General features: G+C 60.6%; 28 protein-coding genes. 5 read left to right on the plus strand and 23 right to left on the minus strand.

Annotated elements, in window-relative coordinates:
- Positions 1–273: 273 nt before the first annotated feature.
- Positions 274–471: a hypothetical protein gene (locus tag QN358_RS12450; RefSeq protein ID WP_323512559.1), complete on the minus strand. Its 198-nt coding sequence runs from the start codon at positions 469–471 to the stop codon at positions 274–276.
- A gap of 227 nt (positions 472–698) precedes the next feature.
- On the opposite strand from QN358_RS12450, the gene QN358_RS12455 reads away from it, so the two are divergent.
- Both QN358_RS12455 and QN358_RS12460 read left to right on the plus strand, forming a co-directional pair.
- Positions 699–1076, plus strand: coding sequence for a hypothetical protein (locus QN358_RS12455; protein ID WP_323512560.1), 378 nt, complete (start codon positions 699–701; stop codon positions 1074–1076).
- Positions 1036–1806, plus strand: a complete 771-nt coding sequence (locus QN358_RS12460; RefSeq protein WP_323512561.1) for an RES family NAD+ phosphorylase — start codon at positions 1036–1038, stop codon at positions 1804–1806. Before QN358_RS12455 ends, QN358_RS12460 begins: the two co-directional genes overlap by 41 nt.
- Positions 1807–2568: 762 nt before the next feature.
- Here QN358_RS12460 and QN358_RS12465 read toward each other — a convergent pair.
- The 7 genes from QN358_RS12465 to QN358_RS12495 form a co-directional block, all read right to left on the minus strand.
- Positions 2569–3123, minus strand: coding sequence for a hypothetical protein (locus tag QN358_RS12465; RefSeq protein ID WP_323512562.1), 555 nt, complete (start codon positions 3121–3123; stop codon positions 2569–2571).
- A gap of 7 nt (positions 3124–3130) precedes the next feature.
- Positions 3131–4231, minus strand: coding sequence for a hypothetical protein (locus QN358_RS12470; RefSeq protein ID WP_323512563.1), 1101 nt, complete (start codon positions 4229–4231; stop codon positions 3131–3133).
- 3 nt (positions 4232–4234) lie between these two features.
- Positions 4235–5662 (minus strand): ATP/GTP-binding protein, encoded by a 1428-nt coding sequence (locus QN358_RS12475; protein WP_323512564.1) that lies wholly within the window; start codon positions 5660–5662, stop codon positions 4235–4237.
- Between the two features lie 53 nt (positions 5663–5715).
- Positions 5716–7368: a hypothetical protein gene (locus tag QN358_RS12480; RefSeq protein ID WP_323512565.1), complete on the minus strand. Its 1653-nt coding sequence runs from the start codon at positions 7366–7368 to the stop codon at positions 5716–5718.
- Positions 7365–8795: a hypothetical protein gene (locus QN358_RS12485; protein ID WP_323512566.1), complete on the minus strand. Its 1431-nt coding sequence runs from the start codon at positions 8793–8795 to the stop codon at positions 7365–7367. The genes QN358_RS12480 and QN358_RS12485 overlap by 4 nt, the downstream gene beginning before the upstream one ends.
- Positions 8796–9502: 707 nt before the next feature.
- Positions 9503–9829, minus strand: coding sequence for a hypothetical protein (locus QN358_RS12490; RefSeq protein WP_323512567.1), 327 nt, complete (start codon positions 9827–9829; stop codon positions 9503–9505).
- Positions 9826–11028: a hypothetical protein gene (locus QN358_RS12495; protein WP_323512568.1), complete on the minus strand. Its 1203-nt coding sequence runs from the start codon at positions 11026–11028 to the stop codon at positions 9826–9828. The genes QN358_RS12490 and QN358_RS12495 overlap by 4 nt, the downstream gene beginning before the upstream one ends.
- A 287-nt stretch (positions 11029–11315) precedes the next feature.
- Between QN358_RS12495 and QN358_RS12500 the strand changes: the two genes are divergently transcribed.
- Positions 11316–11687, plus strand: coding sequence for a hypothetical protein (locus tag QN358_RS12500; RefSeq protein ID WP_323512569.1), 372 nt, complete (start codon positions 11316–11318; stop codon positions 11685–11687).
- A 73-nt stretch (positions 11688–11760) separates the two neighbouring features.
- Here the strand turns inward: QN358_RS12500 and QN358_RS12505 are convergent, their stop codons facing one another.
- From QN358_RS12505 to QN358_RS12575, 15 genes are all read right to left on the minus strand, one after another.
- Positions 11761–11973: a hypothetical protein gene (locus QN358_RS12505; RefSeq protein ID WP_323512570.1), complete on the minus strand. Its 213-nt coding sequence runs from the start codon at positions 11971–11973 to the stop codon at positions 11761–11763.
- A gap of 149 nt (positions 11974–12122) precedes the next feature.
- Complete coding sequence (locus QN358_RS12510) at positions 12123–12896, minus strand: ParA family protein (RefSeq protein ID WP_323512571.1); 774 nt, start codon at positions 12894–12896, stop codon at positions 12123–12125.
- A gap of 136 nt (positions 12897–13032) precedes the next feature.
- Positions 13033–13296, minus strand: coding sequence for a hypothetical protein (locus QN358_RS12515; protein WP_323512572.1), 264 nt, complete (start codon positions 13294–13296; stop codon positions 13033–13035).
- The gene (locus tag QN358_RS12520; RefSeq protein ID WP_323512573.1) at positions 13293–13706 is read right to left on the minus strand and encodes a hypothetical protein; all 414 of its coding nucleotides are present in this window, start codon (positions 13704–13706) and stop codon (positions 13293–13295) included. Before QN358_RS12520 ends, QN358_RS12515 begins: the two co-directional genes overlap by 4 nt.
- Positions 13703–13903: a type II toxin-antitoxin system HicA family toxin gene (locus tag QN358_RS12525; RefSeq protein ID WP_323512574.1), complete on the minus strand. Its 201-nt coding sequence runs from the start codon at positions 13901–13903 to the stop codon at positions 13703–13705. Before QN358_RS12525 ends, QN358_RS12520 begins: the two co-directional genes overlap by 4 nt.
- Before the next feature lie 87 nt (positions 13904–13990).
- Positions 13991–14269 carry a hypothetical protein gene (locus tag QN358_RS12530; RefSeq protein WP_323512575.1) on the minus strand — a complete coding sequence of 93 codons (279 nt, stop codon included), beginning with the start codon at positions 14267–14269 and terminating at the stop codon, positions 13991–13993.
- Positions 14266–14688: a hypothetical protein gene (locus QN358_RS12535; RefSeq protein WP_323512576.1), complete on the minus strand. Its 423-nt coding sequence runs from the start codon at positions 14686–14688 to the stop codon at positions 14266–14268. Before QN358_RS12535 ends, QN358_RS12530 begins: the two co-directional genes overlap by 4 nt.
- Positions 14685–14882 carry a type II toxin-antitoxin system HicA family toxin gene (locus QN358_RS12540; protein ID WP_323512577.1) on the minus strand — a complete coding sequence of 66 codons (198 nt, stop codon included), beginning with the start codon at positions 14880–14882 and terminating at the stop codon, positions 14685–14687. The genes QN358_RS12535 and QN358_RS12540 overlap by 4 nt, the downstream gene beginning before the upstream one ends.
- Before the next feature lie 75 nt (positions 14883–14957).
- On the minus strand, positions 14958–15593 hold the full coding sequence (locus QN358_RS12545; protein ID WP_323512578.1) for a hypothetical protein: 636 nt from the start codon (positions 15591–15593) through the stop codon (positions 14958–14960).
- A gap of 50 nt (positions 15594–15643) precedes the next feature.
- Positions 15644–16027, minus strand: coding sequence for a hypothetical protein (locus QN358_RS12550; protein WP_323512579.1), 384 nt, complete (start codon positions 16025–16027; stop codon positions 15644–15646).
- Positions 16028–16374: 347 nt separating this feature from the next.
- Positions 16375–16590 (minus strand): hypothetical protein, encoded by a 216-nt coding sequence (locus tag QN358_RS12555; protein ID WP_323512580.1) that lies wholly within the window; start codon positions 16588–16590, stop codon positions 16375–16377.
- A 33-nt stretch (positions 16591–16623) separates the two neighbouring features.
- Positions 16624–18537: a hypothetical protein gene (locus QN358_RS12560; RefSeq protein ID WP_323512581.1), complete on the minus strand. Its 1914-nt coding sequence runs from the start codon at positions 18535–18537 to the stop codon at positions 16624–16626.
- 38 nt (positions 18538–18575) lie between these two features.
- Positions 18576–19217 carry a hypothetical protein gene (locus QN358_RS12565; RefSeq protein WP_323512582.1) on the minus strand — a complete coding sequence of 214 codons (642 nt, stop codon included), beginning with the start codon at positions 19215–19217 and terminating at the stop codon, positions 18576–18578.
- A 298-nt stretch (positions 19218–19515) separates the two neighbouring features.
- Complete coding sequence (locus QN358_RS12570) at positions 19516–20427, minus strand: hypothetical protein (protein WP_323512583.1); 912 nt, start codon at positions 20425–20427, stop codon at positions 19516–19518.
- Between the two features lie 495 nt (positions 20428–20922).
- On the minus strand, positions 20923–21156 hold the full coding sequence (locus tag QN358_RS12575) for a hypothetical protein (protein ID WP_323512584.1): 234 nt from the start codon (positions 21154–21156) through the stop codon (positions 20923–20925).
- A gap of 235 nt (positions 21157–21391) precedes the next feature.
- Here QN358_RS12575 and QN358_RS12580 point away from each other — a divergent pair, with 235 nt between their 5' ends.
- Together QN358_RS12580 and QN358_RS12585 are read left to right on the plus strand one after the other, a co-directional pair.
- Positions 21392–21712, plus strand: a complete 321-nt coding sequence (locus QN358_RS12580; protein ID WP_323512585.1) for a PadR family transcriptional regulator — start codon at positions 21392–21394, stop codon at positions 21710–21712.
- Positions 21713–21927: 215 nt separating this feature from the next.
- The gene (locus QN358_RS12585; protein ID WP_323512586.1) at positions 21928–22212 is read left to right on the plus strand and encodes a hypothetical protein; all 285 of its coding nucleotides are present in this window, start codon (positions 21928–21930) and stop codon (positions 22210–22212) included.
- Positions 22213–22329 lie beyond the last annotated feature (117 nt).

Raw genomic sequence — 22329 nt, forward strand, 5'->3', positions numbered from 1 at the left:
CTGTTCGACACACGGGTGTTGCCCTGGCTGCAAGAGACCTACGTCAGCGCGGAAGTTCACACCGCATCCTTCGCTCTAAGCCGCTGGAAGATGTCCAGAACTGGCAGCCTGGTCATGATTTTATGTTTTCTGGCCGGCTTCCTGGAGTTCCTGCATCTAACGCAATTCCCGCTCGTTTTGCGCTGATAATGGATATTTCGTCAAGAACCTGACCAATCCGGCGATCACGTCGAGTAATGGCCAGGTCAGATTCTCAAAGGGGCTAGAACAAGCTCAAATAGGTTTCTCTGAGCGGAGCCCGATCAAGCCAAGTGTCGGATCGCCGGGCTCGGGGAACACACTGCCGTTCCGGATGGCAGCGAGGTGCACGGCGCAGACCGCGTAAACGGTGAAGATCCCGTTGTCGTTCACCGTGAACTCGGCGCCTGCCGGCGCGGTGCACTCGCTGATCAGACAAGCCGTCCATTCCATGAACCGAGACTAGCGCCGGGTATCAGACGACCGTGTTGGCGACAGCCGTTTGCATTGCGGCGCCAGTCAGTGCGACGCCGGTCGGGGCCTCAGTAACGCGGTCGTTTCGCGTATATTGCGAATGCTGAAATCAGCCTCTTGACATAATTGCGGTTATCAGCTTTTTATGGTGTCTTTAAACGTGTCTTACAGGGCTCTTTTAGCTAGTCTTGTGGTAGTTTCTGGGTATGACGAATCTTGCTTTGCGCCCGGTGGGCCGGGACGTGCATGGTCAGGCGGTACGTGCCGGTTCTGTGGTGATCGTGTCGCGGTTGCAGGAGATCCTGGGTCGCGATGTGGTCGCGATCATCACGGGTAAGCAGCCCCGGCAGGTGACTCGTTGGGCGACGGGAGATGCTGCACCGACAGCGCACGATCAGCAGCTTCTGCGGGACACGTACCAGGTCGTCGAGTTGTTGGCTGAGGTCGAGGGTCCTGAGGTGACAAGGATGTGGTTCATCGGCATGAATCCTCAGCTCGATGATCAGGCGCCGGCTGAAGCGATCACGGCGGGTAATGTCCGGGATGTTATGGCTGCCGCTCGCGCTTTCGTCAATGCCGGCTGAGCTCGCCCTCGTCGCTGCTCCCTCTGTTCTTTGGCGAGTCGAACGCGCCGAACCTCCGTTACGGTTTTCGCAACTGAACCTCGTCGACGCCGCCAACGACCGGGCCGGGAACCGTTTCGATGTTCCGGGTGCTGGCGTGCTTTACGGCGCAACGGAACCGTCAGGCGGATTCGCTGAGACCCTCGCAGGCTACCGTCCCCGAGCTTCGATGCTGCGTGCGTTCTCCGAGGTAGAAGCAGTGCCAGGACGCGAGCTGCCTGGTGACGTGTCCGTAGCGTGGTTGCGATCACGGCGGCTTCGATCCTTCACCACCGTCAGCGCCCTCCCGTTCGTCGACGTCGAGTCCCCGGCCACGCACACGCATCTGACCGCTGCCGCAGCCGACGTGCTGGTGCAGCAAGGCATAGAGAACCTTGATGTTGCTCATATTCGCGGTCCGAGCAGACGGCTCACCCGGGCAATCGCGTCGTGGGTGTATTCCCGTACCGACACCCATGGCGATCCGCTCTACGCTGGCATCCGCTACATGTCCCGGCTGGGCGCTTTCGAATGCTGGGCGGTATTCGACGGCACCACGGTCGAACTGCTCTCCTCCAGCACCATCGCCCCAGCGGACGAGCCGCTCACGGCAACGCTCAAACAGTTCGGGATGACCATCCGCCCTGCGCCTGAGCGATCATCCGCCCTGTCAGCCCCTGAGCCCGAAGCTCGAGCACCAGCTTCGTTTTGATCCTACGTACCATTGGTGAGGAGCCTAACCAGCCGGCTCCGAACGACAATATTCCGCCACCCCCACGGTAATGACACCGACACCGACTATCGGGAAGTGGCTCTCAACGGCAATAACCGTGGCTCCCAGAAACGCGAATATTCACTACCAAGACCCCGTTACCTTTCCTACGGTTTTTTCGCTGCGAACGTGCCTCAAAAGCAGGCCACCAACCGCTCCAAAAACCGAGCCCGCACCTCTCATTTCGGGTAACTCTCCGTGGGGTTCAGACGCTCCCGTCATCTACGCGGCTAAATTTTCCCCTTTTCAGCCCTTAATCTCGCCGGTCGTCTTCGACCGGGCGACGGTAAATTTCGTCGCTTGTTAGAGGTTCCTCCCGGGCGCGAAAAGGCGTCGAGTTTGCCTTAGCAAGGCTGACCCTCAGCATGGCTCCACGGATCATAAGTAGGAGAAAAATTCCCACCAACCCAGCCGTGAAGGCTCCAGGGGCAAACGTCTGTACGGCCTTGGAGAGTACGTACCCCGGGGGAAACACACAACTTACGCTGAGGCCTGTAGATGCGTCTGTGGTGCAGCTACTACCGCCGGCGTCAGCTAGCTGACCAAACATTATCTGGAGTGTCACGGCTGCAATGATCAACGCCAACGACAGCGCCAACATTAGAAATTGTGAGACGCGGAAAGCGCGCAGGCGCTGAGCGTCGACCTGTCCATCTTCTTCTTCATGGAGAGCCTTCCAACCGGTGCTGAAACTCACGTCGCTCAGCTCCTGATCTTCTCGGCCGGGTGTGTACCGATCCCGTCGGGCCATGCTTTGATCATCAGTGGGACGTCTGCGAGCCACATGGTGTTGATTCGGGCAATGAAGTCTGCTTGGGTCTTCGGGAGGTCTTTCATGATGATTTGGGTGGGGCCGAGGATCACGATGACACTGCCGCGTTCGTGCATGGCTGACCACCATTTTTCGGGGTGTGATTCATCGAACCGCGCGCCGAATATGATGTTGCCGGGCTCTGAGGGGCTTCCAGTGCGGTAGAAATCGGCGTCGTAGCGAGAGGACAAGTCGAGCATGATCTTCTCGGTACGGCCGATATTGCCTGGCCCCGCTGTTGTTTTCATCCGGCGAAAGCCGAGCGATTCCGGGGCCGTGTCGGCGAGTTCGGTGATATCACCGACGAGAACTGGTACGGGAATTGCGTAGAAGCCGGCTTCGAGTCTGAGCCAGGTTCCGGGGCCGTAGGTCGGCCGGAATTGTGGTGCCCGACTGTTGGTCTTTTTGCGTGTACTCATGTGTTCCTCGTTCCTCTCGGTTGACACGTACGTGTCAATTGGTTGTTTGGCCGGTTTTCAGCTGCCCGGTGACGTGGCCAACGTCGATGTGTACGTGGGTGCAGCTGTCGTTGAAGTCGGAGAAGTTCGTGAGCGCTGGTTCGTCGCCTGCGGCGGCGCGGCATTCGCTTTGGCCAAGGCCTGCGTCTTTGGGCATGATCGGGTCAAGGACAGCGATCAACCTGAGTGCGTTCGCGTCTGCGCCGTTGGTGCTGGTGCCGCCGAGGGAGTAGAAATCGATGGCCTGACCGCCGCCGTTGGCGTAGTGCGCGGAGAGCAGACCGGCGCCTTCGATCTGCCCGGTGCATTTGCGGTTGATGTCGCTGACGCCGATCTTGCCGAACGTGTGCAGCGCGATCACCATGACCTGGAGGATGCGGGTATCGATCCCGCAATCAGGCATCGCTTTGCCCTGAGCGATCCAGCGGATTTCTTTGATGTGGTCGGGTACCGAGCCAACGAGGTTGCCGTTGTCGGCCGCGGTGACAAGCTCCTGGGCGAGTGCGACCGCATCGCCGCCGACACCGCACGATCCCGCCCCAGACGTAGACGAGAGCGCTTGAACGATTGCCGCCGCCTTTGTGAAGAACGGCGTGTAATAGTTCGGGTCGGCGTTGACTTGAATCGCGTGTGCAGCTGTCGTTGGTGTCATGCTTTCCCAGCCGGGTAGGTTCTTTAGCCGCTGGAAAAAGAGGGTCGCGGATTTGAACGGATCCATCCGGTCGGCGTAGTTGCCCCATGTGTGCTGCTGCTGGAACAGGCCGATAGAGTCGGCCACGGTGCCGTCGGGGTTGATAGCGCCGTCGCCCGTGGCTTCGTTGTTCAGGCCGTGCTCACCTATGGCGACCATCACACCGATAGTTTCGGCCTGGGTATCCATTCCGAGCGTCACGGCGGCGTTCATGATGTACGCGGCGTTGGTGAGCTGGTCGCCAGAGAACCCGGCGACCGTTCCCGCCTGGGCAGCGGTGGCCGGGTTGACGTTGCTTCCGCCGCACGCTGCGCTGGCGCTCTGCCCGCCAACGCCGAGCATGCCCACGAATAGCGCCACGACGGCCACGGCCGCGGTGACTGATACGGCTTTGATTGCTCCCATGGGTTACGCCGTCTTAGCCGTTCCTGCGAGCCCCTCGTCGGTGTTTGTGACGCTTACCTCCCACGGTGAACGGATGTGCTGCACGTGCGTTTCTGGGTGGGAACCGTACTTGAAGATGTAGTGCCCGTCACCGAGGGTTTCGATGGTTTTGGTGGTTTCGGGTGCAAACCCGAACGTTCGCGTGCACCACAACGCATCCTCCGGCCGATCCTGCCGGAAAACGTAGATGGATTGGGCTTCTTGAATGATCGCGATACCGGGCGAGTTGGGGGGAATGTCGGTGCCTTTGTGCATCACGAACACGTTGCTGATGCCGAGGCCGCGCGCGAGTTTCTGGTTCGATTTGATGAGCTGCGCTGACGGGCCACCGATTAGGTGCCAGCCCTCTTCGTAAACAACGGTCGTCGCGGGGCCGCGCTCTCCCCGTAGCCGGCCGAGGAGCCATTGGTGACCGATGGCCATGACAACGGGAACGGCTGGGCCTTCATCATCGAGTTGTGAGATATCGAACGAGGTCAACTTGCCCTTGAGGTCAACCTCTTTAGAGGTCTCACCGTCGAGCAACCCGGCGTACTCTTCCAGCAACTCGTTGAGTGTCCATCGCACTGACAGGCCCGCCCTGTGCAGGTCGTCGCGCGCCGTCGGAGACATCTCGCGGTAGTCGGCTTGGTCGGTGACGCGGCCGAGGTTCGGGAGAATGTCTGCCAGCGTCGGGGTGCGGGAAACATCGTCGTACTTATCGAGCGTCATGTGAAGCGCTGCGCGCAGCGCCTCCTTCTCCCACTCACCCAGCGGTTTGTCACCGCGGCCGAGCCGGGTAACGATGTTCAGTAGCCGGAACTGACCTTTCACTCCTCCGCCGCGAGCGATGACCGGATCGAGGAGGTTCAGGTGTGTTCCTGAGCCGTCTGTGTTGAACCGGATCGGTTTGGCTTGGAATTTGCGGAGCACACCCGAGTACTCTCCCTCGCCCTGTTGATCTTTCTTGTCGAACACCACCACGCGGCGGTCTGCCAGCAGCAACGGCCGCATCACAAGAACCGTTTTCGTGAAGCTACTTTTACCAGCGCCGACGCTGCCCATAACGATCACGTTGGGGCTGGATACGTCGCGCTTTGGCTTGTTGTTGTACGCGGTTACAGGGTCGTGCGCGACTGTTGTGCGGGAGAGCACGTCGCGGCCATTCACGATGCCTTTGGTGCCTGTTGGCGGGCCGATGAGCGCGGTATTGAGAATTTCGGCCTGCCGTGTCGTGGTGGGTGCCCCCTCCACGGAAGGCGCGTAGAACCCGCGCCGGGCCTTCCCGCTGTTGGTGCGCAGGCGCGTTCCCGGCGCGTTCCAGGGCACTATCTCGGTCTGCTTCTTAGCTGCCTCCCCTGGTGCTGTGCTGCTCTGCACGGTGGGCGGTGCGAAGTTTTTCAAGATCGGCATTGACCATAGGCCTGAGTTTGTGGACTCTGTTTCGCTCGGCTCAACGTGCTTGCTCATGAGAGTGCTTCCTTCTCGGATTTACCAGCGAGCCGGTCGTAGACGCGGGCTGAGAATGATGAGCCGCCCGCGGTCGTACCGCGGGCGATTGGCCAGGTAGTTCCCGCTGCTGCTGACTGGTAGGAGTCCTGCCAGTCCAACCGCTCGATCCCAAGACCTGTCGAACAGGTTTCCTCCAGCTGCCGTGACGCGCGCGCCAGCCCATCGCGGGTGCGAGCGGAGACGGTCACGAAACCGACCCACGCCGCACCGTTATGGTGAGAGCCCGACGCGAGGTCTTGGGTTCTCCTGCTCGCGGCGGTGATGCCTGCGCCGTTATCGTCTACGTCGAGCTGGCCTGCTTCGAGTTTCGACTGCTTATCGGCCAGGTCGCGCACCAGGTCTTGCCGGGCCGATGCCTTGGCCTCTCCCGCAGGGATGAGGTGAATGTGAAATGAGATCGAGCGGACGAATTGAAGCTCGCTACCGATCAACAGATCAAGCGGCCAGAGCTGTGTGCGGGGCGCGGTGGCCAGAGCCTCGGCGCTGATCTTCGCGGTGCGGTGCCACCACTGCGTGGGCACTCCCCCGGCAGTCGGGTCGAGGTCGTCGACGACATACGCGGAGAACTCGTCGTGCGAGGGGCTACCAAAGTTGCCGGGTTCGATATCCCGCACATAATCGATCGGCCAGGTGGGGTTCTGCTGGTGCTTCATGATCGCCGCTGTCTGCCGTGCAGACAGCGCAGCAACATCGCCCAGGCGGGCATCTTTGAGCCCGCGAACGGTTGAACGTATTTCCTGTTCCATCACTGCCCGCCAGCCGTCCCGGCCCCGCGCGTAGCGTTCTGCGGTGTTATAGAACGTGGGCGTGAGCGGCCACTTCACGATGATGTAGTGCCGCTGCACCATGGCACCGTCGCCGGTCAGCCTCAGAACCTCGGCGTAGGAATTCACGGCCTCTGCCGGTGCGGCGGGGTCGAGGCTGCTCTGCACCCAAAGCTCCTGTAATACTGAATCGGCGGGCAGCACTCGCGTGAGCGTCTGCACGTCTCCAACCAGTGACGACGGCACCGCGCGGGACGCGAGGAATCTGCCCCACGCTTCGGCGGCTCGCGACATTTTCGATTCCGACTCGATGCCGCGCAGCTGGCCGGTGACCGAGAAAGCTACCGAGAGATAGGGTTCCTCACCCGTTGGGGCGTGCCAGGCGATGCCGGGCATGTTGGCGTCGTATTGGAGCCAGCCCATGCCGTCTGCCCCGTCTGGCATCGCTCGCATTGCTGTGAGCTCACGCTGAGCCTTCCAGGCTTCATCCTTGGTTCCGGCGTTTTTTGCGGCCTCGCTGAGCTGATCCCACGCGCCCACCTCGTAGGGCACAAACGCATCTGTCCCGGTCTTCACGCGCGCTTTCCAGCGCTCCCGCTTAGTGCGCCGCTCCAAGATGGAGCCGCGGTGCGTCTTGGCTGTGAGAACGAACGTGACAGCGCAGCCGAGCACACCGATGATGAGCCCCGGCGCACCCATAAGCGGGGTCAGGACCAGGCCCGCGGTAATAAAGATTCCGATGAGAATGATTCGTGCGCGTGAATGTGTGCCGCCGAAGAACGAACGGTGTCCGCTTTCTCCGCCGAGATAGCGAACGACGGGAGCGGAGCTGGTCTGTGTCATAGCTGATCCTGTTCAATGTCTGGTTCATCCATCGCGGCGATAGCGTGCTCGCCGCCCACCTTTGCTACGTCCACGCCTTTTTGAGCGCCAGCTGCTACAGCTGCCGCGGCGATGGTTGGAATGCCGATAGCGGCGCCGACGCCGGTAGCGGACTCAGCCGCGCCCGCCGCGGCCATTCCCTCGGCCGCGCCCGCACCGGCCGCGCCCGCACTGCCCGCGGCGCCTGCCGCACCGCCCGCGGCGCCACTGCTTGCCGCGGTGGCGGCACTGCTGCCGGCACCGACGGTTTCACCGGAGCTAGCCGCTGCGCGCGACGCCGCTGCCTCCGATAATGAACCGCCCTGCGCGCTCGAACCGCTGTTGCCAGCCGACGAGCTGCGTACCGTGTAAGCGTCATCCGATTCAGACGGTTCCGACGAGCTGCTTCGGCCCTTATTTGAACCGAACTGTTCCATCGCGTCGTTCATGTTTTTCGACCCGATGGTGTTGCCTCCGCCACTTAACGAGGGGCCTTGAGTTCCGCCCGTGCCTGCCGGGATGACCGGCGCGAACTTCATTAGCAGCAGCGGTGATAGAGCCGCCATAAACAACGACAGGATCGCGACGACGAGCGTCACAAGTTTCTGCAGAGACACGTTGGAGCTGCCGAACGTCGAGACAGAACTTGATGTCATCGAGAACGTGAACCCGAGTAAGAAGAACAACAACGGGTGAGCGGCGAGCAAGCCGATCCACAGCCGAACGAGTTTCAGCCCAAAGCTGCGCTTTGTCTTATCGATAATCCAGACCAAGCCCAGCGGCATCAACACGCCAGTGAAGTACAACGTCACGAGCTGCACGATGAGCATTAACAGCACCAGGAACATGCCGATGACGAAGCACGCCATGAGCAGGATCGCGACTACCACTCCCCCGGTTATGCCGGCCGGATCGCTGTTGGCAATCATCGTCTGAAACTGAGCGATAACCGTTGTGGTGCTGTTCTGGATTCCCCACGCAATGAACACGTCAGAGAGCGAGTGAAAGAACGTGACGAGCACGGCGCCGAACGCGGGGCCGAACATCGCCCCGACCAAAAACAGGCCGAAATACAGGCCTACAGATTCCACCAGGTCACGGCCCGCCATTGTCCCGCGCGCAGTACGCAAGAACTGAGGGATGAGCAGCAGAACGGCGACGAAAATCGCCGTCGCGAAAGAGATTCGATACGCGTTGATGAACCAGTCCACATTCAGATCAGGCAGCGTGGCGGTGGTCAGCGCAGGCAAAATATCGTTCGTAAGACCGTTGGCCGCATCCTTCAAATACTTGAACGTCGCACCAAACGGGTCACTCGCGAACGAAACAGCGCCTGACACTCCATTTACGACACCGATTGCCCCACCAATCGCATCGCAAACGATATTGCCGCAATCACCTGCCGCCATTTCAGCACCCTCCTTCGAATGGTGTACCTATCGAAAAGAGGTCTTGAGCGGTTCGTGTACCGGCCAGTTGACCGAAGTGCCATGCGTTGTTTTCCCACGTAACCGGCACTGTCACAGAGACTCGGAGAGTCGGGCTGAGGGCGCCGGAAACGACAATGCCGGTTCCGATACTGATGCTGGCCTGGCTAGCGGTATATGACTCCACTTGCCAAACACCCTGCACAGTCGATAGGTGATAAGCCGTAGCGTCGGCTACCAGTCCGCCCGATACGTTCGGATTTGTAGCGAACAGAGCCTTCAAATCTTTGAACTTTGCCGATGCTCCTGTGTCCACAACCGCCGCTGAAACTGTGTCAGCGTCGGTGGCGGAGGGATATGGGTACTGGTACGCCCACCGCGCAGCAGCAGTGGCTAGTTCCACAGCCCCGGCCTGACTGTGCGGTGCGCTCTTCTGAGCGGCGAGGAGCATGGCTGAATCAAAACCGGCACCCCCCGGGCAGCCGTTTGGAGCCGCAGTGTCAGCGGGACTAGTGACAGTGGCGGTTGGCGCCACTGATTCTGGAGCCGTTTGAGTAGAGGCTGGCTGCCTGTTTTCGTACCAGATGGATGCGCCGACGACTAGGGCGACGACGACGACAGTGGTTCCTAGAATCCATGGCCATTTGCGCCGGGGGCGCTGCGTGTCTGTCCTCATGATGGTCTCGGAGCTAGCTGAATACGGCGAGGACGGCGCCGACGATGACGGCTAGCGCTGCGAGCCCGCCGAGCGATATTCCAGCCCAGAGGGCCTGTACGCGGCCTTCTTTGTAGGCTTGCGGGTTTCCGCCTGAGGATGCTTTACCCATGTTCACGATTCCGAGGATGAGGAACACGATTGCCAGAACGATCGCGATTCCCCAGAGCCCGGCGAGAAGTTTCTGCCAGAGCTGGGTGAACTGGGCGCCGAAGATTGAGAAGTCGGGGATGATGCCGTTCAGCGGGTTGTCGATCTGTTTCACGATCACGGCGGTGAGGGCGTGGGTCAGGGTCGTCATTTCGTTGCCTTTCGTTCGGTGATGCTCCTGGTGTTTATCGAGCGCACTACGCCAGCCGCGGCGCTGATGAACGCCGTGTGCGTGGCGGGGTTGAGGCTACTCAGCGTGAGTTGGCCGCGCTCAGCGATGTGCGCGTCATACGGCACAGCGAAGGTCTGGGTGACGCCTGACCCGGCAATGATGCGATTGATTCGCTCCATGACCTGGGGGTACTCGGGCCGGTTGTCGGTGAGTCGAATGAAGATAGCGCGCCGCGCCAGCTCAGCAGCGTGACCGCCCTGGGCACGGAGATGGTCGAGCAACGCAAGAGCGTCTAGAACGGCGTCACCTGCGTTCTGGATCGGGATAACGAGCGCGTCAGCGGTTTCTACCGCGCCTCGAAAGGCTGATGAGCTGGGCTGGTTGCCGCTGTCCATGACGCGGATGGTGAAGTATTCATCCACGACCTGCGCGACGGCTTTTACGTCTTCGCCGGTTAGAGGCTTACGGTTTCCGACCGAGCCGATGACGGAGGCAAACGACGTTTGCGGTGCCGTGTAGCCGGCCAGCTGGCCGGCGCTGGTGACGGTGCGCGCGTCTCGAACGAGTTCGCCTATTCCGAGCTGCGGTTGTCCTTCTGCCCTGAACGACAGTGCGCCTGGATCGTCGGAGACTTCCACGATTGCGACGGAGCCGCCCCGGATCGAAGCAATGCTGCCGCCGAGAAGAATAGAGACAGGCGTCTTACCAACGCCGCCCTTTCTGTTGGCCACGAGAATACTCACCGCGCGAGTCCACGTTGCTTGCCGAATAGTCTCTTCGTCCTGCCTGCGTTGGTTCGCGGTTTCGATCTGCCGAAGCTCCGCCTCACCTGGTGCTAAACGGAATCCAAGCCCATTCAGCGCACCGCGAAAGCCCTCTTTGGCGCGAAGCTCGGGGGCCGCGGCGCTTGCTTTCGAAAGGTCACCGATAGATGCAGAAAAGACGTCGGCGCCGGTTCCATCGGCAGCCGAGCTTCCGGCGTCGTCACTCGACGTCGACGCAGACTGGATCTCTGGCGCGTCCGGCGCATTGACGGGAAGCTGAAGCAGCTCTCCCGCGGTTTCGCTGTCAATGGCCGGCTCGGATTCGACGTAGCCGGCAGCGCGAGATGCGCCGGCAAAAACCGATCCGGTGTCGCCGTGCGCCGGCCGGCTCACTCGTTCTTCTGGTTCAGGCATTTATTTGTCTCCTCAATCTGTTCGGATGCGTTGGTTCAATGAGTCATGTTGGCGCGCCGATAATCCGCGCCCGACGGCACAGATTCGATGCACGCAGATACCTGATTCGAGCGCAGCTGCGGCTGGGTGTCGTGACTGTCCACATGGTCCTCCCAAGTCCTCGACATCCCCCCGTTTAGGGTACAACCAACGACGGACACTCGATTTCAGAGCGCAACTATTCGCGTTATGTTCCGCTCAAAGCTTAGGCTACATATTGGTTAAACCAATAGGTAGGAGAAGCGGGAATGTCGGAACGCGACCTCGAAGCCGAGAGCATTCGAGACATGCTCGGGCACAATATAGAAATGCCTTCACGCTTGAATTCGCCGGATATGCCGCCAGGTGCGGCGGCGGCGCATAAAGCGGTGTCTAGCTCCTCGCGTCTCGCGACGATCAGGTATCTTTTCGATTTTCCAGGCGCTCGACGCTCGGACATCGTTTCGGCGACGGGCATGAGTGCCGCTGCGGCACGGACAGCGTTGATCGAGCTGGAAGAGTTTGGCTACGTGACGGCAGACGTTGGCGTTCCCCGGAACGGCCGAAACGTGCGATACACCGTCAACAGGGCAGCTCTCACAGACGATTTGACCGCTTTCGTTGCGTGGACTTTGCGCTGAGTCTCAATGGCCCCGCGTTGACACGTACGTGTCAACGTTGCTCGAGCGGCCTGCCCGGTGATCCGGCTTACGCCTAGCCCCAGAGCTGTTGTATTGCCTGCTCGATAACGTTGCGCTTGGAGTAGCCGGTACGCGCCGCGGCGTCGTCGATGAGCGCGGCGATATCGGGGCTGATTCGGGTGGCGAGCTGAACGGTCTGCTCTCGCCCTCGGGGTGCGACTACGGGCGGCTGCACGGAGGTCGCGACCGCGGGCGCTGCGGAGGTCTTAGGGGCTGCCGCGGACACGCTACTCGTGTCCTTGCCCTCGGGTGCGGGGTCTGGCTCTGGCGTCGGCGTGACGGCCGTTACTGGGGGGCGGTAATCTACAGGGTCTTGACCTTCATCTGCTGCGGGGCGAGGGCCGCGCGGGGGCCGTGCAGGGCGGTCAAGCTGGCTCATCGGATTACCTTTCGCATTACTTCGGTGTAGGCCTCGCGGATCGCGTTTCCCTTGCGGTACAGGCCGTACCACTCCCCCGCGAGGCGGACTTCGGGCACTATCGACAAGTGCGGCACGATCGGTTCGAGAATGGTCGTCAGAGCGCGAATCTGGTCGATAGCGTCGGTTTCGGGGTAGCTCATGAACCCGGTTCCGTCGCGGGTGACGGTTGCGCCGGCCTCAACGAGGTTCACAGGTGCCCCTAAGCGCTCTCTGCTGCGCTTGAAGGCCTCAATGGTGCGCTGCGCCCCGGTTACTCCGTCGACGCCGGAATCGGACGCTGTGGCGGCGTACACGACCGTATCTGAGGCGTTCAACGCGCTAAGCGTGAGGGGGCCACCTTGGCGGTTTGCGCAGTCAATGACGACCAGGTCGGCGTCGAGGCCTTCCAACGACGCTTTCAGCCTCAGCTCTGCGAAGTCGTCGCGGTCTGCCTCGCGGTTGCTCAGACCGCGGGCCGACGGAATTACTCGGAGTCCTGGATGCCAGGCGCTCGGCGCGGCGAGCTGTTTGGCCCATCCAATCGGATCTTCCTGGGCGCCGAGAATGGCGCCGATGTGCAGCCCCTCCCCCATCGGTTCTGCGCGCGTCCACTTCGTGGTCGCGGCTCGCGGGTCGAGGTCAATCAGCACAACCCGCCTGCCTGATTCGGCGGCGGTCATCGCGAGCGATACGGCCGTGGTCGTCTTGCTGACGCCGCCGGCCTCGCTGTAGACCATCACTGTTTGCATAGTACCCATTCTAGAACGTTTCCTATCTAACTAGCTATCTATAGAGCTAACTGGAATGTGTTCTAACATGCTTTCTAGAAAGAACGTTAGAACGTTAGAACGTTAGAACATTATCTAGCGTTCTAACGTTTGGAGCCTAAAACTTTTTCGAGGCTTCGGGCAGGCTAGCGGTCAGCAGCTCGTTGGACCGCGCTACTTGCAGATTTGCAACCGAAAGCCAGTTCAGCGACCACGTGATTGGATCGGGTTTCGCGTCGGGTACGTTCCCGGCCAATCCGTATGCGGCGTTTTCAAGATTTGCGCCTGCCTTACGCAAGCCCTCGACCCATTCGGCTCGCACTGTTTCGCTCATGCTCTCCAGCGCGACGCGCATCTGGTCGACGCTCAATGTCTCGTTCATGCGCTGGCCTTCTCTCGCTCATCGAGGAGTTGATAGACGCGGGCGCGGGTGACGCCGAGCACCCGCGCGGCGTCAATCGCGCTGAGCCCGTAGGCGTCACGGAGCGTGCGCGCAGCTTCCCGCCGATCAAGGGCGGCGCGGGTAACCGCCGCCTGTGCTTCCCGTTCGAGGTCAACCGCTTCGGAGAGACGCGCGGCCACGTCCGCGGGCTGCTGCACGCGAACGTCGAGGTCGAACGAGTCGACAGGCACGTCGAGCGCCACGGCAATCAGATCGCGGCCCATCTCGTCTACCTCGGAGAGGGTGCGCGCCTGGCTACGGTAATCGACGTCTACGGCGTCGATGATCCACCAGGCTCCCTCGCGGGTTACGTTGAGTTGATAGCTCTTGCGGCTCATGTTCTCCGTCACTTCCATTCATCGGGTACGAACCCGATTGCTTTTTCTATGTCGCGCAGCACGCCCGGCGTTGTTCGTGTGTGCCGGGGGAGTGGGATAGCTCGCGCGCCGGGCTTCTTCCACCAGGTGTGCGGGCCTTTGTCCCGGTCAATCTCGTAGCCCTGCTGTCGCAGGAACCGCTCAACATCGCTTCGCTTCGCTTCCTTCATAACTCTAGTATACCCCCCTCTATACATGCAATGTCAAGCCCAGGCTATACATTTCCTTATCATCGTCACGAAGCTGTCGTCGTGCATCTACTCGTCCAATTCGAGGATGCGGCGCGTAAGCAATGTCAGCCAGAGATCCTGGATTACGTCTTTGCCTTGCATCGTGTCGCGCGATCCGTCGTTCAGGTCGAGGTCGGGTAAGCCCATCAACGCCTGGTTGAGCTGCACGATGATGCCGGGTTCTTCCACGGCCACGGCGTCGGTGGTTCCGAGGTAGTGACGAACGAACTCGCGAACAACTGAGTCGGCGCGAACAGCCGCGGGCTGGTCGGTGAGGTATTCATCAATGGCGGTTTCGATTGTCATGCTGAGGCCTTCTTTTCTGCACCTACTGGGCGCGTTTCGGTGGTGCTGAGCTGGTGCGCGCGTTGATACGAAACGTGCAGGATCGAGCCCACGTCACGCATGGTGACATTTTCGGCCGCGAGCTGCTTCGCGAGCTGCACGGCCTGGCGGCTCGCCTCCCGTTCGAGTTCCGCCGCTTTGCGGCGGTCGCTCTCAATTCGGTCGACAATGCTTCGAACGGGCACGTTTCCGACGCTCTCAACGGTGACGGTTACGGCCACGTCCTCTAACGGAACGTCGAGCGTGACGGCGATAAGTTCGCGGGCCATAAGTTCGGCTTCGTCAATGCGTCGTGCTTGGGTGAGTCCGTCGATTTCGGGTACTGCGACCATCCACCAGCGACCCTCGCGGGTCACGGTGGCGGCGTATGTCCTAGTCATTTTTTGGCATCCTCGATTGCTTTTTCGATTTTCCTGACGAGCCCGGGCGATTGCTTCCGGTGGCCGTCTGGCACTGAAACGCTCGTGCCATTCGCGGCTTTCCACGTTGTGTGGCTTCCTGTTTTGCGGTCTTCCACAAAGCCTGCTGCCCGCAGACGCTTGACCATGACTCGTGTTTGCTGTTCGGCCACCATAACAATATTCTACTTCTGCTTGATAGATCTATCAAGTCTGACTAGACACTTTTTAGATATGATTTAGGAGTGCTGCTATTCGTCGTCGTCTTCCGCCTCGAAGTCGCTGCCGCAGAGGCCGCAGCTGATCGGGCCTGCCGCGTAGACGGTCTTGGATACCCGAATTTTCCGCCCGCAGCCACAGAGCGCGGTTACTCCGTTGTTGTTCGACTTGCGGCCCCCGGCTGACATTTCGGTGAGGCGGTACGCGACTAGCCCGCCGTCGAGTGTGGTGATTTCGTCGGCGTAGCTGCGTTCGGTGTCCGCGGGAACGGTCGTCACTGACCAACCAATCGACGGGTCTTTCTCTAGGTTGAGCCCGAACTCTTCACCAATCGCGCGGAACTTCGCGTTATGGAATCGGCCCTGACGGCTGGTGTCTTGAATCTCGCGGGCGCGTGCTGCGCCGTGCGCGGCCTCGTGTAACAGTGTGCCGAGCACGCCGACGCCGCCGCGCTGCAAACCCTCGCCGCCGACGAAAAGTTCATGTACGAGCTCGTCGCCTCGCATCCACCGATCCGCGGCGAAATGACCCAATTTCATGCCCTGCTTGGCGGTGCCCGATCCGAGCGTGACGACCACGGCGGGCACGTCTTCGTGCCGATCCTGGATTGACTTCCAAACGGTTTCAATCGCTGCGACCAGTGGTGTGCTGACGGTTGTGGTGTTCATTTCAACGACTCCAAAGCTTGATTGACACGTACGTGTCAAAAGGGGGCGGGTTAGTGGTTCGCGTGTTCCATGTGGGCGGCGTCGGCATTGTTGGGGGTCTGCCCGGTGCTCTCGTGGCCGCATTCGCACGCGGTGATGAATTGGCCGTCGCGGTACGTTTGCGCCTGGTCGGCGTGCGTGAGCTGGTAGGCGAAGCTGCATCGCCCGAATTCGGCCGCGGCTGCTGTGGCGTCGCTCTCGGTGGCGTATCGGCCGAGCACCTGAGTTACAAAGCAGTCAAGAACAACCCAGCGTTGCGGGGCGCGTGGGGCGTAGTAGAACCGTTCGGCGCCCTCGTTGTGCTCCTCGGCTGCGCTGATGACTGCGACCCGTGAGCCGTGCCCGTTCACCCACGGCTGAGCATCGGTCTGTGTGACGGTGGCTGTCTCGCTCATGATGTGTTTCCCTCTCCAACTCCCATTGCCTTTTGGCACACGCCAAAAGTGCGCGTCGGGGCGGCGTAGTGCCCCAGAGAGAGCGGTTTAAGCCGCAGCGAAGCGAGAATTTAAATAGCGAACGCCGGGGAACGGAGTCGGCACGATGTGCAATCATTCGAACGCCAACAGGCAACGAAGTTGCTAAAAGAACAGGCCGCGAAGCGGCATCCCCGCGCACTGGTTCTCGAAGAAAGCCCCCGGCCAGAGCGGGGGGACTTGGCCGGGGGCTGTAAGCGTTCCGGTCCACCGTTTGGGGACACGGGGATACCCCGGAACGGTGCCCAGACTAACCCACAATCGCCTAGTTAGGGAGTCTGAGCCCAGAGCCGTTGCGCTGCGCCCGTGAGCGTGCGAACATCGCCCAGCTCGACGCCATGACGACCAATACAGCGGTAGACGCTCGAGCCGTTGAGAGTGACGATTTCGATGCGGCCGAGGTCGCCGCGGCCTCTGACACGCATCACCCACCCACCACGAAGGGAGGGTGTGAGTTCGCGGGTCGGCTTCCAATCATTCGCCATGCAACGACGGTAACGACGGGTACTGACAGCCCGTTACTCGGCGTTCTCCTCATCCGCGGCGGCGGGTGCCTCGACCTCGGCGGCAACAATCGGCGCTGTTAGCGCCGCCGTGCCTGCGATGACGGCGTTCTCCACGTTCCGGTTAGGCAGCGCCCGGAAAGCTGCCACGCCGGCTTGGATGATCCAGAACGAGCCGTCGTTGGCCTCTCGGACTTCCTGAGGAGGGATGACGTAGGTGTGTTGTGCGCGGGCCGATTTCAACTCATCGCCTGCTGCCTCGCCAGAGGCTTCCATCCGCATGGCGGTACCGGCGAATTTCACGACTTCTTCGGGGTCTTTGGTTCGCCCGATGATCAGTGCAGCGCCGGACGAGAGGGCGCGTTTGCGTTTCGTTTCATCGTTCGAGATGCCCGCGGTGCTCTGCGCCACGAGAATGACACCGACTCCTGCGCTCCTACCTGTCTCGAACAGACTGGCCGCGGTGTCGCCGGGATCGGACGTGTCGGTGACGAGCTGCGCGAACTCGTCAACGATGATGATGACGGGGGACTTGTCGCGCCTCTTCAAGCGGTTCACCAGAAAGTTCCGCATATCAAGCAGCAGCAGATCACCGAGCCGCGCTTGCGCATCATCGATGGGTGACAGCGGGATAACGGTCACGTCTGCCTTCGGCTGGTCGTATGACCAGCCGTCTTCACCGATCCATTCCTCTAGCGGCCGGAGTGCCACTAGGAGGCTTTGCAGGGCGCGCTGACCGGCTGTGAGCTTGGAGCGGGAATCGACTTCTTTCATCACGAGGTCTAAGTCCCACTGGTCGCGCACAAACCGTTGCGGCTGCGTGAGTCTTTCCCGCAGGTTGGCCACGCTCGATATCGCGGACTCGTTCTGTACGGCTTGGAGCACGCCGCGTACCTCGTCAAGGTAGTGCTGGTTCGCGCCGTCAGGTGGCGGCATCAGCCGCATCAGTTTCGCGGTGACTTGCTGAGCGGTGCCGTTGAAGAAATTCCACGCCCCGGTATCAATCGCGGTGCGGCCGTAGGATTCCGCGATTTTCACCAACGCTTCAGCGTCGGCCGGGTCGCCTTTCGCGTCGAGGAAGAACACCGGCCAGCCGTACTCCAAAGCGCAGAGGATGAGCCCGTTGATCAGAACCGTTTTACCGGTACCCGATTCCGCGATGATCAACGCACGAACCGATGACGACGCCAAAGGCAACACCATGAATTTACCGGTCGGGTCAACCCAGTCCCTCACCCGTTTAGAGTCGTAGAACATCTCGGCCGCGCTGGTCACCGTCGCCCGGTTCACGAGTCCGAAGGAGAATCGGTTCTCGGCTAGCGGGTACGGTGCCGTCATCACAGCTGCGCCGCTCTTGCTCGAAACGATCTGGCCTGTCTCAGCGTTCAGCTTCACACCGATCCGTTTCGCGGTGTTCGTATCCGCGGCCCGCTTACGGGCCGACTCGATACGTTCCTGCGTCATCACGTCAGAAATCCGGCGGGTACGAACCTGCTGCGCAATCCGACGACGGTGCAGCGACCAGGTGACCGGCAGCAGCAACGCCCCGGCCAAGAAGTTCCCAACCACCCACCAACCGAACGTCGGCAAAAGCTCGGAGCCCCAATCGGAGCCCACGAAAAACGCGTGCGCCTGCCCACTGCTCACCCACTGCGTGAGCAAAAGAATCTCCACCACGATCAGCACACCGACCAGAAGCACCCCTACCGTATTGAAAACCCACTGCCACCTATTCACCACCCAGAACTGCTTCTTGGTCGCGATCATGTTGCCACCAAGCTTCACGAACGCGACCGGCAGCAGCAGCGGCAGCGCAACAACAACGAGCGCCGCAACAGCCGCGACCATGACGACCAGCTCCAACACCTCGGACGCTGCGTCGTTGGTCGGTTGCTGGGTCTGGCCCTGCGAATTCTGTTGATACGTCATCGTGTCTCTCCTCACTCACTCACTCACTCAGTGGCCGGTCAAAAATCCAGCGGCAACGTCGCGCTCGGCACGGCTGTCGCAGGCAGCTCAGGCAATCCCTCATCAGCTCCTACCCAGCGCCCCTTCACATCAAAAACGTCATGCGCCACAACCCTGTGACGCTCCGTCCGAAACACTCTCGCATCGGCCTCCCTTTCGATCGTTCGAGCGACATCAGGTGTGCAGAAATACGTGATCTGAGCGACGCCCTCATTCTCAAAACGGTGCAACGCATTGTGAAAAATCACCCGATAGCGGTCACTCGTTTTCGACGTAAGCTCCACCTCGACCAGCTCAACACGATCACCCTTCCGCGCGACCCCATCGGCCTGATGATCGAGCCTCATCGCCGGCTTCCGATCACGCTCCCACGTGTACCCAGCAGCGAGGTAATGCGCTGAAACCAAAGCCACCGCCACCTCGTGACGGGTGGTCTGCCGAAACAGATTCGGCGCCACTTTCCCCACCGCCAGGTGCGTCGCCCACACAATCGAACCATCCCGAAACGTCGGCCGCGCACGATCCAACAAACCAACCTCGACCATCCGAGAAATCCAGAAATTAGCCCGTCGAACACTCACCGGCCCGCCACTTCCAGACAGCCCTCCAAGCGCCCAACGCACACCCTCAACGTCCGTCATTCGCACGACACTGAACCACTCCAACATCTGCTCATCACGACTCGTCAACCGCATCTACTCACCCCCCTTTTTCTCTTCTTCTTTTGTATTTGTATTTGTATTACTTCTTCTTTTTTCTTCTCTTCTTATCTCTTCCATTTTTCCTTACCCTGCCACACTCACCTTTACTTCCCAATCTCCATCAATCAACATCGTTGGGTGCGGGAGATTGGGAAGCGAGCCTGCTCGGGTGAGTCTGGCAGGGTAAGGAAAAATGGGGCCTAACTATTCTTTAACCTATTCCCGCTCGTGGAATAGGTTAAAGAATACCTTTCGTGGGCGGTTCTGGCTCTAAGCGGGGCCGCACAATCGGTGGTAAAGGCCGTCTTGTCCTCGTGGGGAGCCGTCCGGCTTGTCGTAACCGGGCTTCCGCTGCGGCGGACTCTACCCGCATCGCTGCGATGATCCGGGCGACGTCCTCATCGTCAACAGACGACGCTCTTTCCCGTTCCCGCTCGTCTTCTTCGCGCGCTCGGCGCTGCGCTTCGACCTTGCGTGCGTAGTCAGCTTCTCGCTGCTCGGTCGGTGTCAAACCGCCCGGTTCGATAAACGCTTTCAGCAACCACACCAGGTATCCCAAAGGGTCCCGCTGCGCGCCCGGATCGGTCACCGAGATACCAGCAGCCCGGGTGAAACGCTCGATCGCATCCAACAAATCACCAACCGTCCACCGGGACGTATCAACACCAGCACGAGCCACAGCGCTCATCAGTTGACCGATATGCCGACCCCGCACAAGCCACGGCATACGCGCAGCCAAACGTGCCGCGAAACGCTGCTCCTCAAGCGGCCGGGGGAGCCCGACGGTCCGTTTCTGACCAACCGGCTTTGGGTTGTTTCTCCGTGCAGCTTTTGGCTGCGAAGCAGCCTCCCGAAGCGCGCTCGCGCGCGTTGTTAAGTTCTCTAAAACAGAAGATTTAGAAAGAACTTTAGGTCTTAAAGGTAGGTGGACATTCTCCACAGGATGACTATTTTTGAGCGGCTTAGGGATGGTCAACGCACGGGTCGACGCCGCCCGCAACTGGAACCCGCCATGACGCTCGTGGGCGTCCTGACGTTGCGCTCTCGTGAGATAGGAACCCTCCAACACCGTGACCGCGAAACCCAACTCCTGGATGATCTCCCGGGCGCGCTGCACCTGCCGTTTAGACATCCCCAACTCTGCTGCCACGGTGGCGTGAGCCGTCGTCACACCACGCCCCGTCGCAACGTCCGCGGACTGCCAATCCCGCCGGGCAACCCTCAACAACGTGTCCGGCGAAACCTTCACCCGACGCCGCACCTCATCACCCTCAGCCGTCGCCAAAACATCCAACAGCGCATCAAACCACTCCGCCCCACTTCTCCATGCCGGCACGATCGCGTACGCACCAGGAGCCGGCTCAGGCGCATACGACAACGATCGCCGAGTTATGGACGGCCTAGCGACCTCAGAGCCCTGTGCGACACGCGCAGAAGGAAACTCGATGACTAATGCCGTAGCCAGGTCTATCTGGGTTACTATGGTGTCATTCCTTCCGGGTGTCTCCGGTGGGTACGACAAAGGCCCCGGTCTGATAAACCGGTTCCTTTGCTGGATTAGCTCGAACCTCTTGGTCGCCAAACTGTTGAGGGTTCTGAGCTACGAAACTTCATCGGCCCGTCGCGCAAGCGGCGGGCCTTTTCGTTAATCGGAGTCGATAGGCAGTTCTCCATTACGTGTAGGTTCTTCGGGCCACCAAACCGGTAGGCCGCGGTCGTTTAGTTCGACGTTGGCGACGAGGCGCTCGAAGTAGACAGCCGATGAGACGTTGGCGTGTATCGCAAGCTGCTCCAAGCGCAGCTTGCTTGCTTCCTCGACCAAGAGGCTGAGGCGTGCAGCTTTTAGCACGGTGCCGCGGTCGCGTCGTCTGACTGTCATCTGTCAATGATGACGGTGTAGACACCGTTAACGTGAGAGCGACACGCGAAGAATCCTCTCGAGCGTCCGGGCGCGTGAGCTGACCCCAACACAACTGGTGCCGGGGCTATGTCCATATGCTCGGGCACGCTTGCCCAGTAGCCTGCACCTGTCTTACGCGGATCGTTGAACGCGGCGGCAGAGAATCCACAGCCAGCTGTTGACATTCCTTAATCAATATAGATAGATTACCCGTATGGATTCGATTCAGCGTGTGACGGCACCGACGGTAGATGTGCTTCGGGTGCTTCTGGATAGCCCCGGGCCAGCGTGGGGTCTTCAGATCATCAAGAAGACTGAACGCCTACCAGGTACGGTGTACCCAATATTGGAGCGTTTGGAACGACAAGGCTGGATTCGTTCGTCCTGGGAGGACTCAACCCGCCAGGGCCCACGCCGGCGACTGTATGAGTTCACTGCTGACGGTCAATCGGCCGCCCGCGAGACGTGCCTCGCCTTCGACGCGAAAACTCGAACCACGACCGTCACTGACACAGGACGGTTGGCCACCTCATGACACTCGTAGACCAGGTTCTTTTGACCGCCGCCACGGCGCTCTCGCCGCGATCCTGTCGTGCCGAGAGGCGTGAGCAGTGGGCTGCGGATCTTCGAGACGCTGCCGAGCTGGGCTTGTCGCGGTGGACGATCGCTGCGGGTGCACTATCGACCTCGCTCATCAGCCGAGGCCGTCATTCCAGCGCCGAGCTGGAACTCATCAGAGAAGAGGGAAACATGTTCACAGCAAAACGAGTTCGCATCCGTGCGATTACTCAACTCGCCGGGGGAGCCCTGGGTGCGGCGGCACTCACTACCGTGCTCGCGGCCGGAGGACTGAACTGGGCAGATAACCAGGTCACCACGGCCATGCGGGTAGCGAGCTTCGGCCCGAACGCGAACGTCACCATGATCGACCCCAACGACCAACCCGCACCAGAGATGGTGGACTGGAGCACCGTTCACGTGGTTGAGATCACCGATCCTGCGACGGGCAAAGTTGTTTGGCAAGAACCCAAATAAAAGATGAGGGGGCAACCCGGTCAAGGCTGCCCCCTCATCTGGGGGCCCTTGAGAAAACGGAGCTTGGAGTACGGTAGGCGCGATTTTCGAGGGGGTTTGGCGTACTTCAGGCTCCGT

Origin of the sequence: Subtercola sp. RTI3, assembly GCF_035018625.1 — a bacterium.
Taxonomy (GTDB): domain Bacteria; phylum Actinomycetota; class Actinomycetes; order Actinomycetales; family Microbacteriaceae; genus Subtercola; species Subtercola vilae.